10 protein-coding genes and 1 pseudogene are annotated in these 14,799 nt (G+C 39.8%); 8 read left to right on the forward strand and 3 right to left on the reverse strand.

Annotation, left to right across the window (positions count from 1 at the left end; genetic code table 11):
* Positions 1–17 precede the first annotated feature (17 nt).
* The 3 genes from BSAG_RS20970 (at position 18) to BSAG_RS20960 (ending at position 4,266) form a co-directional block, all read left to right on the forward strand.
* Positions 18–1,190, forward strand: coding sequence for a DUF1735 and LamG domain-containing protein (locus BSAG_RS20970; protein WP_004309569.1), 1,173 nt, complete (start codon positions 18–20; stop codon positions 1,188–1,190).
* Positions 1,191–1,214: 24 nt separating this feature from the next.
* Complete coding sequence (locus BSAG_RS20965; RefSeq protein ID WP_004309570.1) at positions 1,215–2,228, forward strand: DUF1735 domain-containing protein; 1,014 nt, start codon at positions 1,215–1,217, stop codon at positions 2,226–2,228.
* Positions 2,229–2,451: 223 nt separating this feature from the next.
* Positions 2,452–4,266 carry an AMP-dependent synthetase/ligase gene (locus tag BSAG_RS20960; RefSeq protein WP_004309571.1) on the forward strand — a complete coding sequence of 605 codons (1,815 nt, stop codon included), beginning with the start codon at positions 2,452–2,454 and terminating at the stop codon, positions 4,264–4,266.
* A gap of 239 nt (positions 4,267–4,505) precedes the next feature.
* On the opposite strand, the pseudogene BSAG_RS20955 reads toward BSAG_RS20960, so the two are convergent.
* Positions 4,506–4,832, reverse strand: a pseudogene (locus BSAG_RS20955) (insulinase family protein); the annotation flags it as partial.
* Positions 4,833–5,103: 271 nt separating this feature from the next.
* Here BSAG_RS20955 and prfB point away from each other — a divergent pair.
* The 4 genes from prfB (at position 5,104) to BSAG_RS20930 (ending at position 9,657) form a co-directional block, all read left to right on the forward strand.
* A protein-coding gene (prfB, locus tag BSAG_RS20950) for a peptide chain release factor 2 (protein ID WP_117683141.1) occupies positions 5,104–6,220 on the forward strand; the annotation gives its coding sequence in 2 pieces (ribosomal slippage) (positions 5,104–5,166 and positions 5,168–6,220; 1,116 coding nt in all).
* A gap of 454 nt (positions 6,221–6,674) precedes the next feature.
* Positions 6,675–7,727: a porin gene (locus tag BSAG_RS20940; protein ID WP_008770408.1), complete on the forward strand. Its 1,053-nt coding sequence runs from the start codon at positions 6,675–6,677 to the stop codon at positions 7,725–7,727.
* Between the two features lie 111 nt (positions 7,728–7,838).
* Complete coding sequence (locus BSAG_RS20935; protein WP_004305204.1) at positions 7,839–8,306, forward strand: CYTH domain-containing protein; 468 nt, start codon at positions 7,839–7,841, stop codon at positions 8,304–8,306.
* Between the two features lie 58 nt (positions 8,307–8,364).
* Entirely contained in the window at positions 8,365–9,657 is a 1,293-nt protein-coding gene (locus BSAG_RS20930) for an MgtC/SapB family protein (RefSeq protein WP_032811178.1), read from the forward strand.
* Between the two features lie 219 nt (positions 9,658–9,876).
* Here the strand turns inward: BSAG_RS20930 and BSAG_RS20925 are convergent, their stop codons facing one another.
* On the reverse strand, positions 9,877–11,034 hold the full coding sequence (locus BSAG_RS20925) for a DNA/RNA non-specific endonuclease (RefSeq protein WP_004313869.1): 1,158 nt from the start codon (positions 11,032–11,034) through the stop codon (positions 9,877–9,879).
* The gene (locus BSAG_RS20920; protein ID WP_008770407.1) at positions 11,031–12,056 is read right to left on the reverse strand and encodes an endonuclease; all 1,026 of its coding nucleotides are present in this window, start codon (positions 12,054–12,056) and stop codon (positions 11,031–11,033) included. The genes BSAG_RS20925 and BSAG_RS20920 overlap by 4 nt, the downstream gene beginning before the upstream one ends.
* 200 nt (positions 12,057–12,256) lie before the next feature.
* Here BSAG_RS20920 and BSAG_RS20915 point away from each other — a divergent pair, with 200 nt between their 5' ends.
* On the forward strand, positions 12,257–14,785 hold the full coding sequence (locus BSAG_RS20915) for a TonB-dependent receptor (RefSeq protein ID WP_008770406.1): 2,529 nt from the start codon (positions 12,257–12,259) through the stop codon (positions 14,783–14,785).
* Positions 14,786–14,799 lie beyond the last annotated feature (14 nt).

Below are 14,799 nucleotides of genomic sequence, written 5' to 3' on the forward strand. Positions count from 1 at the left end.
ATAAAAACGAATAAAAAATGAACAGATATTTATTAAAACAAAATATAATCGGACTATTATTCTTTACATGTCTGTTTGTCGGTTGTGATAATGCCGAATATTCGGTGTTACATAATCAGGCCTATATTTCACAAACTGGTACGAATCCGAATACTGCATTAAAAGTGTTTATTGATCAAGATTTGGTGACAGCCAATTTGAATGTGCGTCTTTCCGATCCGGCAGAGAAAGACTATAATTTTGAGTTTGTGGAAGATGCTGAATTATTGGCAAAGTATAATGAAGTTAATTATACATCCTATAAATTTCTTCCTGCCGAACAGTATAATTTTAAGGGGAAAGAGGCTGTGATAAAGCAGGGAGAGGTTCTTTCGGAATCGTCAGGGTTGGAAATTCTTCCCTTGACGCAGGAAATGAAAGATAGCGGAAATAAATACGCCATTGCTTTGACACTTCAGAGTAAAGATGGTACAACAGAGGTCTTGAAACCCGGAAGTACTATACTTTATTTGCTTGACCCGGCCATTGTGACTTCAGTCCCGGTTTTCAACTCTAGACATAATGTTGCTTTCAGTTTGATTGAAGATTTATCTTTAAGCGAATGGACTTTAGAGTTCTGTGTCAATATGAGCAAACTTGGGAAGAAGGTTGGGGAATTGAATAATCAGGCCCTTTTTGATGGTTCAAGCAGTTTGGGCGAATCGGACGGGCAGATTTATACTCGTTTTGGTGATGCCCCCATTGAAGGAAACCGTTTGCAGATAAAGACGCAAGGCTTACAGATGAACAGTGCAACGTTGTTTGAAGAGGATAAATGGTATCAGATAGCTTGGGTATGTACAAGCAGCAAGTTGTATCTGTATGTTGACGGAAAATTGGATAATTCGATAGATGTACCGGGTAAAGTGACGAATCTCAGTAAAACGAAATGTAAAATCGGAAATACCGAATATTTGAAAGCAGATGTTCAGATGAGTGAATTCCGCTTATGGAAGCGGGCTTTATCTCAGCGGGAAATAGCCAACAACTTGTATGCGACCGATCCTCACTCCAATGCCTTGTTTGCTTATTTTAAATTCAATGAAGGGAAAGGTGACAGGTTTACCGATGCTACAGGAAATGGAAATGAGGCATGGTGTATTGATCCTGTTGAATGGAGAGATAATGTTCGCCTCAATGCTAACAATTAAATAATGTATTATAATTGAAATATCATGAAATCAATAAAGAAGAATATTATAACTTCGATGGTATTGCTTTTGCCATTGTGGTTTGTTGCATGTGAAAGTGAACGGGAAGTGGGAAGCACTCTTTTTCCGGAAGAAAACAGTGGTGACATTGTCAAAGCATTTATTGACAACCGTTGTTTTTATCCCAAGAATTATATGGAATCTACAGTTGTGCAGACAGGAAACGGAGGAGATTTGATTGCGGGTTCCGAACAGGTGGATCTCCGGGTGCAACTGACCAATGCTGCTCCCCAGGATTTGGTTTTTTCGATGAAAGTGGAAAATTCGGTATCGGATGCTAGAGAGGATGATGTAACATGGTTGGGAGAAGACGCAATCTCCTTTCTGAATCAAACGGTTACCATCAAAAAGGGAGAACTTGAAAGTGAGGAGATGATATCCTTCACGCTTGATGAGGAATCTGGCTCACTTAAGGAACTTGCTGAGAGTGGAATGGTAGCTTTGTCTTTGGTAACTACTGATGCAGTTGAGATAAGTGAAAATTATAGTACATATTTATGGAAAGTGAATAAGGAAATCACGAATATAGATGTGAATGGCAGTTTGAAAGATAAAACAATGATTGATGTTACTTCTTATGATGTGATTGGAGGATATGGAGTTCCTACACAAGATTTAAGTGATGATAACATGAACACGTTCCTAATGAGTTATATTGGCTATCCAAATGCTAAAATACCATTTCATATGCATGAGCCTCAGGAAATTATAGGGCTTTCAATTACTCCTGCTGGTTATTGGGGAGCATGGAATTTGGATTATTCAAAAGTGGAATTATTAGGTGGGGATGAGCCGGATAATTTGACGCGCATAGGTATAGCGACATGTACAACAGGAATGCCTTCTGATCATACTCCTTGGGAAATAGCTTTTTATTCGCCCATAAAAGTGCGATATCTGACAGTGCATGTACTGGATAATTTCTCTAATGGTGGGTCTATAAATGCATTATGTGCTGAAATACGGTTGTATCGATAGGAGTTAGGGAATATGATTATTTTTCCTAATTTGCAGTAGAATGTAATTTATACTATGCCGGTAAAGATGAAGTAGGCTTTGCTGGCATAGTTTGGTTTATAACCGTTTGGTTTTTATTGCCAAATGTCTGATTCATAATGTTGCGTTGCAAAACTCTTGGATTAATGTTGCCTAAATGAAGTAAAACCAATACCTTTGTACCATATTTACTAATACAAAGAGTATGACTTATCATCATTTATCTGTCCTGGTCCATCGTCAAGCCGAAAAATATGGCGACAAGGTAGCCTTAAAATACCGTGACTATGAGACAGCTCAATGGATTCCTATTTCATGGAAGCAGTTCTCCAGAACAGTACGGCAAGCAGCTAATGCTTTCGTGGCATTGGGAGTGGAAGAACAAGAGAATATCGGTATATTTTCACAAAATAAACCCGAATGGTTCTATGTCGACTTTGGCGCGTTTGCCAATCGGGCTGTTACTATTCCGTTTTATGCAACGAGTTCACCTGCGCAGGCGCAATATATCATTAATGATGCGCAGATTCGTTTCCTTTTTGTAGGCGAGCAATACCAGTATGATGCTGCTTTCAGCATCTTTGGTTTCTGCACCTCTCTGCAACAACTGATTATTTTTGACCGTTCGGTAGTGAAAGATCCCCGCGACGTATCGTCTATCTATTTTGATGAGTTTATGGCGATGGGAGAGGGATTGCCTCACAATGATACGGTAGAAGAACGTACCGAACGGGCTTCATACGATGACTTGGCAAACATTCTCTATACATCCGGCACAACGGGTGAACCGAAGGGCGTCATGCTTCATCATTCCTGTTATCTGGAACAGTTTCATACACACGATGACCGTTTGACGACCATGTCGGATAAGGATGTATCTATGAACTTCCTCCCCTTGACACACGTGTTTGAGAAAGCATGGTGTTATCTCTGTATTCATAAAGGAGTGCAGATTTGTATCAATCTCCGTCCGGCGGATATTCAGACAACGATTAAGGAAATTCGTCCGACACTGATGTGTAGTGTTCCCCGTTTCTGGGAGAAAGTATATGCAGGTGTACAGGAGAAAATTAACGAAACAACAGGGTTGAAGAAAGCACTGATGCTGGATGCTATCCGGGTAGGTAGAATCCATAATCTGGATTATCTGCGTTTGGGTAAGACTCCTCCGGTGATGAATCAACTGAAATATAAATTCTACGAAAAGACAATCTACTCTCTACTGAAAAAAACAATCGGTATTGAGAACGGTAACTTTTTCCCGACTGCCGGTGCTGCCGTTCCCGATGAAATCAATGAATTTGTCCATTCGGTAGGAATCAATATGGTGGTAGGATATGGCTTGACGGAATCGACGGCCACTGTATCTTGTACATTGCCGGTTGGCTATGATATCGGTTCAGTAGGTGTTGTACTTCCGGGAATTGAAGTGAAAATCGGTGAAGACAATGAAATTCTTCTTCGGGGAAAGACGATTACCAAAGGTTATTATAAGAAAGCAGAAGCTACGGCTGCTGCCATTGAACCCGATGGCTGGTTCCATACAGGTGATGCCGGTTACTTTAAAAATGGCCAGCTTTTCCTGACGGAACGCATTAAAGACCTATTCAAAACATCGAACGGCAAATATGTTGCTCCGCAAGCTTTGGAAACGAAATTGGTTATTGACCGTTATATTGACCAGATTGCCATTATTGCCGATCAGCGTAAGTTTGTTTCCGCTCTGATTGTTCCTGTATATGGGTTTGTGAAAGAGTATGCGGAAGAAAAAGGCATTAAATACAAAGATATGGAGGAACTGTTGAAACATCCGAAGATTGTAGGATTGTTTCGTGCACGGATTGATACACTCCAACAGCAGTTTGCACACTATGAGCAAATCAAACGTTTCACTCTGCTTCCCGAACCGTTCAGTATGGAACGTGGAGAACTGACTAATACGTTGAAATTGAAACGGTCGGTAGTTGCCAAGAATTATAGTGAGCAGATTGAAAAGATGTACGAAGAAAATGAGAAATAAGCGATGGACGCTGAACGTTAAATATGAAACGGTAAACCGTAAACGATAAGTCGCAAACAATAAAACGGTGAACAAAATCTGTGCAATTGGCAGAGTTGTTCACCGTTTATTATTTATAAGTACATCTCCCTAATTAGTTTGTATTGTTTTCATTTTTACAAATTCCTTATAAAGAAAAACTTCTTGATTTTGATAGTATAAACTTATTTAGAAGACATACTTAGTTTATTCGTTCCTTTTTAGTATCCGAAAATCTGCTCCTGTGTCAATTCTTCAATAAGACCTACAGCTTTCAGCTTATCCAGTTCCAAATCCTTCTTATCTCCCAGAATGTAATAAACATACGTGCGTCCTTTTACCCATTGCTTTTGGAAATCGGCAATGTCTTTCAGCGTCATGTTCTGTATATCATTGTAGAGCTTGATACGCGGGTCTACGTTTTGGCCTAGGTCCTGTGCATTGATATAACTCCAGATGATGTCACCTTTGATGATACGTTCGGTACGCAGGCGGTTCGTTAATCCGTCTTTAGCCAGTTTGAATGCAGCCTCCGATTCCGGCATATTCTCATTCAGTCCGGAGAGTACGACATACGTACGTTCGTTGCCCGGAGATACGTAGAAAGTACAAGCCAAGCGATAGAATTCACTTTTCAGTTCCTTCGGTGTCATGTCCGAAGTACCCAGATATTATATCAGGAAGAGTGACAAGCAAGAAAGTTTCAATAGTTTGTTCATAATATGACAACATTTTAATAACAAAAACAAAGGTAGCAGATTTTTGCTTATCTTTGTCCCCCGATATCTGAATTTTGTAAATAATAAAATTGTAAATCAAATGATTACTATTGAACAACTTAAAGACGTGAAAGAGCGCACTGATGCGCTGAGGAGGTATCTTTGACATCGACGGGAAGAAAATTCAAGTCGAAGAAGAGCAATTAAGAACACAAGCTCCGGGATTTTGGGATGACCAGAAGAAGGCCGAAGCTCAAATGAAATTGGTGAAAGACCTGCAAAAGTGGATTGAAGGATACAACGAACTCAAGACATTGGCAGATGAACTTGAACTGGCATTTGATTTCTATAAAGAAGAACTGGTGACCGAGGAAGATGTGGACGCTGCTTACGCCAAAGCTAGTGAAGCGGTAGAGGCACTCGAACTCAAAAATATGCTTCGTGACGAAGCCGACCAGATGGATTGTGTGTTGAAAATCAATTCAGGTGCCGGTGGTACGGAAAGTCAGGACTGGGCTTCTATGCTGATGCGTATGTATCTGCGTTATGCCGAGACCAACGGTTATAAAGCTACCATTGCCAACCTTCAGGAAGGTGACGAAGCCGGAATCAAAACCTGTACTATCAATATTGAAGGTGATTTTGCATACGGTTATTTGAAGGGAGAGAACGGTGTGCACCGCCTGGTTCGTGTTTCTCCGTACAATGCGCAAGGTAAACGTATGACTTCCTTTGCTTCTGTATTCGTTACTCCGCTGGTGGATGACAGTATCGAGGTAAATATTTTGCCTGCCAACATCTCTTGGGATACATTCCGAAGCGGTGGTGCCGGTGGACAGAATGTAAATAAGGTAGAATCCGGTGTCCGTTTGCGTTATCAATACAAAGATCCTTATACCGGTGAGGAAGAAGAAATTCTGATTGAAAATACCGAAACCCGTGACCAGCCGAAGAACCGTGAGAATGCAATGCGTCAACTACGTTCCATCTTGTATGATAAGGAATTGCAGCATCGTATGGCAGAACAGGCGAAAGTGGAAGCCGGTAAGAAGAAGATCGAGTGGGGTTCCCAGATCCGTAGCTACGTATTTGATGACCGTCGCGTGAAAGATCATCGTACCAACTATCAGACTTCGGATGTGAACGGTGTGATGGATGGCAAAATAGATGGCTTTATCAAAGCTTATCTGATGGAGTTTTCTTCACAAGAATCATAAAAAATAAAATTAGCAAGAATTATTTTTGGAAAGTTAATAGATTTGTACTTACTTTGTTAGCGTTGAACTTTAAAGCTAACTATTATGGGTAAGGTGAAGAAAAAAGTAGCAATTAGTAAGAAAGAAGAAGAACAAGCCCAGAAGGTTGTCAAAATAGTGTTCGTCTCATTAATTATTTTGGCATTGATTATGCTGATCGCATTTTCCTTTTTCGGCTGATAAGTTCGCCACAAATTATACGGTTAACCCAGATTGTTTGGTTATTGATAGGATGAATATCAAATCCGATCTGTGTTAATCTGCGTAATTTGTGGCAAACTCTTTGTTTTGTAATGCATTTGTGTTCTCTGTAATATAAATGTAACTTTTCTGTCATTTTCCCGTAGTTAATTTGTCATCTCCGTGTATCCTCACAGTTGTACTTTTGCCGTGAATTTAGTAGCAGACAACTGAAATGAGTAGAATCAGAACAACCGTCGTTATGCTTTTGCTGGCGACAATGGCCTTTGGACAGGCAAAAGAAGATGCAGGGGATGGTAAGATGCTGGATAAACAGACCATGGAGTTTAAGGATTATCTGCCGGAGATTCACGGAACAATCCGGGGAAAGTACGAATACCAGACAGAAACAAGTGAAAGCCGTTTTGAAGTACGTAATGCACGCTTCAGTGTTTCGGGAAATGTGCATCCGATAGTTGCTTATAAAGCGGAAATCGACCTTTCCGATGAAGGCTCTATCAAGATGCTTGATGCGTATGCACGTGTTTTTCCGGTGAAAGACCTGAATTTTACGATCGGTCAGATGCGCGTTCCTTTCACGATAGATGCTCACCGCTCACCACATCAGCAGTATTTTGCCAACCGTTCATTCATTGCCAAGCAAGTAGGAAATGTGCGTGATGTCGGTTTGACGGCTGGTTATACGAATAAAGACGGTTTCCCATTTATTCTTGAAGGGGGATTGTTTAACGGCTCCGGTCTGACAAATCAGAAAGAATGGCATAAAACGCTGAATTACTCCATAAAAGCGCAGTTACTGCCTAATAAGAACTGGAATCTGACACTTAGCACCCAAATGATAAAACCGGAAAATGTGCGGATTAATATGTACGATGCCGGTGTCTATTATCAGAATGACCGTTTTCATATTGAGGCGGAATATTTATATAAAATGTACGGTCACGAAGCATTTAAAGATGTTCATGCGGTGAATAGTTTTATTAATTACGATTTACCATTAAAGAAAGTATTCAATAAAATCTCCTTCCTGGCTCGCTATGATATGATGACCGATCATAGTGATGGTAAGATGGATGAAACGACAAAAGCTTTGATTATAAATGATTATGCCCGACATCGTGTGACAGGCGGAATCACATTAAGTCTTTCCAAAGCTTTCATTGCCGACCTCCGACTGAACTTCGAGAAATATTTCTATAAGAACTCCGGCGTTCCAAAAGAATCGGAACGGGACAAAATCGTGATTGAGTTCATGACGAGATTCTGAAATAAATAGAGACTTGAAAATTGAGAATTAAGAATTGTAGTTTTCTGATACATGATGTGAGGTATCAAACTATCATTTTTTAATTCTCAATTTTTAATTTATCTTTGTGCCATGGCACAGGAAATAGAACGTAAATTTTTAGTTATCGGTGAATTCAAGTCTTCGGCTTTTGCGCAGAGTCATATTGTGCAGGGGTATATCAGTAGTGCTCGCGGGCGTACTGTCCGGGTTCGTATTCGGGATGAAAAAGGTTATCTGACAATAAAGGGAGCTTCTAATGCTTCCGGTACCAGTCGTTATGAATGGGAAAAGGAGCTGGCCTTATCAGAAGCAGAAGAATTGATGAGGCTTTGCGAACCGGGGATTATTGACAAGACCCGTTATTTGGTACGTAGTGGCAAACATGTATTTGAAGTCGACGAGTTTTATGGTGAGAATGAAGGACTTATTGTGGCAGAAGTAGAGTTGGAATCGGAAGATGAGGCTTTTGTAAAACCCGACTTTATCGGTGAGGAGGTAACGGGCGACATACGCTACTATAACTCACAGCTAATGAAAAAACCGTATAAAACGTGGTGAGCGTTAACAAATAAACCGTATATTTGTTCTTATATAAAAAAGAGAGCAGTATATGGATATGGAACAGTTGTACAGTTATGTGCCGCGTGAATTGGTTACTTTTGTTTTAGTAACCTTGTTTTCTTTATTAATCGGACTTTCGCAACGTCGAATCAGTCTGAAGCGTGAGGGGGAAACTACTCTTTTCGGAACCGACCGCACTTTTACCTTTATTGGTATACTGGGTTACTTGCTTTATATCTTAGACCCTACGGATATGCGCCTGTTTATGGGAGGTGGAGCGGTATTGGGATTGCTGTTGGGATTAAACTATTATGTAAAGCAATCACAATTTCATGTTTTTGGTGTAACTACCATCATTATTGCTCTGATTACTTATTGTATGGCTCCTATCGTAGCTACCCAACCTTCCTGGTTTTATGTTATGGTAGTTGTGACTGTGCTCCTGCTGACTGAACTCAAACATACTTTTACGGAGTTTGCGCAACGGATGAAGAATGATGAAATGATTACGTTAGCCAAGTTCTTGGCTATCAGTGGTATCATATTACCGATGCTTCCGCATAAGAATCTGATTCCGGATATTAATCTTACTCCTTATTCTATCTGGTTGGCAACGGTAGTAGTATCCGGTATTTCCTATCTCTCTTATCTATTAAAAAGGTATGTATTCCATGAATCCGGAACGTTAGTATCCGGTATTATTGGTGGATTATACAGCAGTACGGCTACGATCTCGGTACTTGCCCGTAAAAGCCGGAAAGCCTCTGAACAGGAAGCTACTGATTATGTTGCTGCCATGCTGCTGGCTGTCAGCATGATGTTTCTGCGATTTATGATACTGATACTTATTTTCAGTAGAGAAATCTTTCTGTCTATTTATCCGTATCTGTTGACTATGGCGGTGGTGGCGGCTATTGTTGCCTGGTTTATCCATTCCCGACAAAAACGACCGGAAGACCAGCCTGCTGAAACAGAAGAAGATGATAGTAGCAACCCGTTGGAATTTAAAGTTGCTTTGATTTTTGCCGTACTCTTTGTGATATTCACTTTCTTAACTCACTATACGTTAGTGTATGCGGGCACAGGCGGATTAAATCTCTTGTCTTTTGTTTCCGGTTTTAGTGATATAACTCCTTTTATATTAAACTTGTTGCAAAATACAGGTAGTGTGGCTGCATTGATAATTACTGCTTGTAGTATGCAGGCTATCATTAGTAATATAATGGTAAATATGTTCTATGCTCTATTCTTTGCAGGGAAGGGGAGTAAACTTCGTCCTTGGATTTTGGGAGGATTCGGTGTGGTAATTACTTGTAATCTCGTTTTGTTGCTGTTCTTTTATATTTAAGAAAAGGGAGCAATTGATCGTTTTTCATTGGTCTTAGTTCTAGTAATTTTCTATTTTGTCGAATATAATCGATAAAATAGAGGTGTTTTTATCGACTATACTCGATAAAGTGAAATGGATAAAAAATGAAGAGTAAATTTCATTAAAAAGGAACTTACTCTTCATTTAAATTCAAGGTTGAGATATTTGTTGAATACCTTTAAGTAGTGGTATGACTTGTTACCATTTCCAGTTGTCTTTACTCTTTTCTACGTCTTTTTCTATATCGGAAGGAAGATTAGGGAAAAAATCAATATCCGTATTAGCTTCTAACTCGTCTATAGTAACCTCATATTTAGAAAAGGGTTCTTTACTATTATAAGATTTATGCTCAAACCAATACCCTATGGCAGAATATTTTCCATCTTTAAGGGATAACAGTGCCATAAAATAGTATTTGGGAACGGCTATATTATGAGAGCCATCAGATATATATTTTAGTATCTGGTCATCCCTAATTGTTCCCCCTTTTACTACATATAATGTATCTTTTGAATTAGTAATGCTATAGCCTTTACTTTGAACTTGTCTTTCTAAATTTAGCCAAATACCTCCGTTGAATCCATCTTGAATTTGTGGACTCATATTTGACATGTAGAATGTTTTTTTGTTGGCTGCTACTGAATATTGTCTGTCTTCGGAAGCTATTAAATGTCCTCTACTGTAGTTAGAACCAGAAAAAGCTTTTTCTCCAAGTCTGTATGCTGGAGGTAATGAAAGATCTTCTGTAAAGTTCTCATTTCTTCCTGCATCTTGGTCAGAAGTGGCGGTGCTAAAAGTGCATGCGACCCAACGAGAATGCATTTTGTTACAATCATACTCATAGCTATAAGTAATAATCTCTTTGTTATTCTCTTTAGTAGTGTGTGTGATGAACTTATACATATCTCCAGAACGCAAAGCTGGAATTTCAATCCTCCCTGCATATCCTGAAGGCTTTTCCGGGTCTGGATCAGGATCTGGATTTGAGCCATTGCCTGCTAATTGTTTGAGTGTAAACTCTGCTTTTTCTTTCCCTGCTATGATTGTAATAATGACACTTCGTTCAGCTCCGGTATTTGCTTTCATATATCCACTGATAGAGCCATTTCCATTGCCAGATGCTCTACTCAATGTACACCAAGTCTCACTGCTTGAAGCCTGCCATGTGCCATCAGCTTTTACACGGATGATAAATCCGCCTCCATTTGCATTGATTTGCGTTTGGTCAATAGAGGCAATTCCTTGATTGGTATTGCCCGGATTGTCCGGAAGTTCAGGCGAATCCTGCTCACTACATGAGATTGCAGTGCTACAGGCTATGAACAGGATGAATAGTTTAAATAATGCTTTTGTCATTTCACTTCTTTAATTAGATAAATAATAGTAGGCAAGTGATCGCTATATCCGTTTAACCATACACCACCTGCTTGCGTCCGTTTAGGATATCCTTTATATTTCCCTTCTTTTTGGAACATGAAATCACGGCGGAAGATTTCATGTTTATAGAATTTCAGTGTACTGCGGTCAGTGCCCAACAAATTCCCGGTGAATACAATTTGATCGAACAAATTCCATTTACCTTTGTACATCAGAGTTCCGTATCCTTTCTTCAAAGTATCCCACCACGGATTGTACAAGTCTGTAGGACCTACATCAGCAGGTTTCCGCTTAGCTCCAAGTGCTACAGCCATACTTTTATCCATCGGGTCATCGTTCATATCCCCCATGATAACAATTTTGGCTGCGGAGTCTTCCCTTAACAGTGAGTCTTTGATCGCTCTAACTTGCTCCCCTGCGCGTTCACGCACCGGAGAAGCGGCAGCTCTCGAAGGCCAGTGATTGACGATAAAGTGCATTTTCTCACCTGCGATATTACCGCTGGCAATCAAGAAACCACGTGTTTTATGCACCGTATCATTGATATATACATAAGGTACGAGTTTACTATTTGTCAGTTCAAACAATTTGGGATTATAGAAGAAAGCACAGTCCACACCACGTTGGTCTGCTCCTTCGTAGTGAACATATTGGTACCCTCTGTCCGCTAAAGCAGGTTGTTTCAGTATGTCCTCCAATACTCTGTAATTTTCGATTTCAGAAACGCCGATAATGGCGGGACCCATTGGTAACTTGTCGGTACTTAACATACTTAATATTTCCGACATGTTTTTCAGCTTAGCCTTATACTTCATCGTATTCCACTGATTAGTACCGTTAGGAAGATACTCGTAGTCATTCTTACCTTCATCATGAATGGTGTCAAACAAATTCTCCATATTGTAGAACGCTACACTGTAGAGGGCAAATTTCTTTTCTTGTCCGTAGGCCATGAGGACAAAAAGAGCGAGTACACCTAAAGTCATTAAGCTTTTTTTCATCTTTAAAATTGATTTTAAAAGTGGGTAATTTGTCATTTGTATGACAAATATCTAAAAAGAAAACGGAAAAACCACCCTTGCTAGTTACTTTTTTTGCAAAAAACATTGTTATATATAAAATTCTTTGTTATTTTGCGTAACAACATATTTCTTTTATGTTGCAAAATGAAAGACCAATTAACATTAATATAAATTAAATTATGAAACAACGACTAGGGTTAGCGATCGTGCTATTTTGCTTAATGCCAGCACTTTTTGCGCAGCAAAAGGCAAAGCAAAACGCCCGTGAGGACAATGCTTCTTTCATGTTTACAGAATCACAATTGAATGAGGATGATGATGCAGCACAGAGCACATCTGCATTGGTCACTTCTAACAATGATGTTTATCTGTCAAATGTAGGTTATCTGTTTAGCCCAATGAGATTTCGTGTAAGGGGATATGATTCCCAGTACAGTGACATGTATATCAATGGGGTACAGTTTAATGATGCAGAAACAGGACGTTTCAGCTACGGATTAATAGGAGGATTGAACGATGCTACCCGTAATAAGGAAGGGATCGGTCCTTTTGAATTTAACAACTTTACTTTTGGCGCGATAGGAGGTGCCACCAATATCAATTTACGTGCCAGCCAATATGCGGCCGGCTCAAAACTAACACTGTCAGGTAGTAACCGCAACTACATTTTGCGTGGAATGTATACTTATTCTACAGGTCTGATGAACAATGGTTGGGCATTTACCGGATCATTGGGTTATCGCTGGGGTAATGAGGGAAATATTGAAGGAATCAAATATAATTCTTTTTCTTATTTCCTCGGTGCGGAGAAAGTATTCAACGAACGCCATAGTCTCTCTTTGGCAACTTGGGGAACACCGACAGAGAGAGGACAGCAAATGGCGGCAACCGAAGAAGCTTATTATTTAGCGAACAGTCATTATTATAATCCGAACTGGGGATATCAGAATGGAGAAAAACGAAATGCACGTATTGTACGTCAGTTCGAACCATCGGCTATTGCTTCATGGAATTTCACTATTGATGATAATAAGAAATTAGTGACAAGTGCCGGATTCAAATATTCCAACTATGGGAAAAGTGCTCTAGGTTGGAATGGTAATGCGGCCGATCCACGCCCGGATTATTATAAAAAGTTGCCTAGCTCAATCTTTGATGTATGGGAATCTGTTCCTACTGCCGATGAATTGCAGCAGTTTAATGAAGTCACAGATAATTGGAAAAATAATAAAGCTTATCGTCAGTTAGATTGGGATGCTCTTTATTTTGCTAATAAACAGGCGAATGCATTAGGTAAAGAGACACTTTATTATGTAGAAGAACGTCATGACGATCAGTTGGCTTTCAACCTTAGTTCGGTATTCAATCATCAATGGAATGAACACAACAGCTACATTGCGGGAGTTGCCGTGAATACAACCAAAGGGATGCATTATAAAAAAATGAAGGATTTGCTGGGCGGACAGCTTTATACTGACGTCGACAAATTTGCAGTGCGCGATCATGGAGCTAGTTCCAGTATGGTGCAAAATGATCTTGATAATCCTAACCGCCGTATTGGTGAAGGTGATAAATTTGGTTATGATTATAACATCTATGTGAATAAGCAGAGTGCATGGGTGCGTTATCAGGGTAACAATGGCGGGTCATTAAATTATTTTGCTTCCGGTAAGATAGGATCTACACAGATGTTCCGCGATGGATTGATGAGAAACGGACGTGCTCCGTTGAAATCACTTGGTAGCAGCGGTACGGCTAAATTCCTTGAAGGAGGTATAAAAGCTGGTTTGAATTGGGCTATCAATGGTAACCATTCCTTCACGTTGAATGCCGGATATGAAGAACGTGCACCGTTGGCCTATAACTCTTTTATTGCTCCACGTATTAAGAATGACTTTGTGAGAGACTTGAAAACAGAACGCATCATTGGTGGTGATTTGACTTATAACTTCAACACTCCATGGGTGATGGGACGTTTGACTGGTTATTACACTCGCTTCCAGAATGAGGTAGAAATGGATGCTTTTTATAATGATAGCGAAGCACGTTTCACTTATCTTTCTATGAATGGCATTGAAAAGGAACATTGGGGAATAGAAGCAGCGGCTACCTTTAAGTTGACAAGCGAACTTTCATTGACGGCTATCGGTACTTGGAGTGAGGCTAAATACACCAATAATCCGGATGCTGTATTGACATATGAAAGTGAGAATGAGTCAAACCTCGATCGTGTTTATGCTAAAGGTATGCGTGCTAATGGTACTCCGCTTTCTGCTTATAGCCTTGCTTTGGATTATAACGTAAAAGGTTGGTTCTTCAATTTGACCGGAAACTATTATGATCGTGTATATATCGATTTCTCAAGCTATCGTCGTCTTGGCAGCGTATTGGATAAAAATGGTGCCGGCGTAGATGCTAATGGAAATCCGGTTCTCCATGTACCGGGTCAGGAGAAACTGGATGGTGGATTTATGTTGGATGCTTCCATCGGAAAATACATTCGTTTACGCAATGGAAAGAGCATTAGCCTTAATTTGAGTTTGACTAATATCTTGAACAATACAGATTTGCGTACAGGTGGTTTCGAACAGAACCGTGATGATAATTACAAAGACGGTGACGCACGTGTTTACAAGTTTTCTAAGAACTCTAAGTATTTCTACGCATTCCCGTTCAACGCTTTCTTGAACATTGGTTATAGATTTTAAGAATGTGTAGTTAT

The sequence above is a fragment of the Bacteroides sp. D1 genome (assembly GCF_000157095.2).
In the GTDB taxonomy this organism is placed as follows: domain Bacteria; phylum Bacteroidota; class Bacteroidia; order Bacteroidales; family Bacteroidaceae; genus Bacteroides; species Bacteroides xylanisolvens.

What these genes read in the sequence shown, in the direction of transcription:
- BSAG_RS20925 (WP_004313869.1), bottom strand. Translation starts at nt 11,034, where the DNA reads ATGACAAAAGCATTATTTAAACTATTCATCCTGTTCATAGCCTGTAGC.
- BSAG_RS20920 (WP_008770407.1), bottom strand. Translation starts at nt 12,056, where the DNA reads ATGAAAAAAAGCTTAATGACTTTAGGTGTACTCGCTCTTTTTGTCCTC.
- BSAG_RS20965 (WP_004309570.1), top strand. Translation starts at nt 1,215, where the DNA reads ATGAAATCAATAAAGAAGAATATTATAACTTCGATGGTATTGCTTTTG.
- BSAG_RS20970 (WP_004309569.1), top strand. Translation starts at nt 18, where the DNA reads ATGAACAGATATTTATTAAAACAAAATATAATCGGACTATTATTCTTT.
- BSAG_RS20930 (WP_032811178.1), top strand. Translation starts at nt 8,365, where the DNA reads ATGGAACAGTTGTACAGTTATGTGCCGCGTGAATTGGTTACTTTTGTT.
- BSAG_RS20915 (WP_008770406.1), top strand. Translation starts at nt 12,257, where the DNA reads ATGAAACAACGACTAGGGTTAGCGATCGTGCTATTTTGCTTAATGCCA.
- BSAG_RS20940 (WP_008770408.1), top strand. Translation starts at nt 6,675, where the DNA reads ATGAGTAGAATCAGAACAACCGTCGTTATGCTTTTGCTGGCGACAATG.
- BSAG_RS20935 (WP_004305204.1), top strand. Translation starts at nt 7,839, where the DNA reads ATGGCACAGGAAATAGAACGTAAATTTTTAGTTATCGGTGAATTCAAG.
- BSAG_RS20960 (WP_004309571.1), top strand. Translation starts at nt 2,452, where the DNA reads ATGACTTATCATCATTTATCTGTCCTGGTCCATCGTCAAGCCGAAAAA.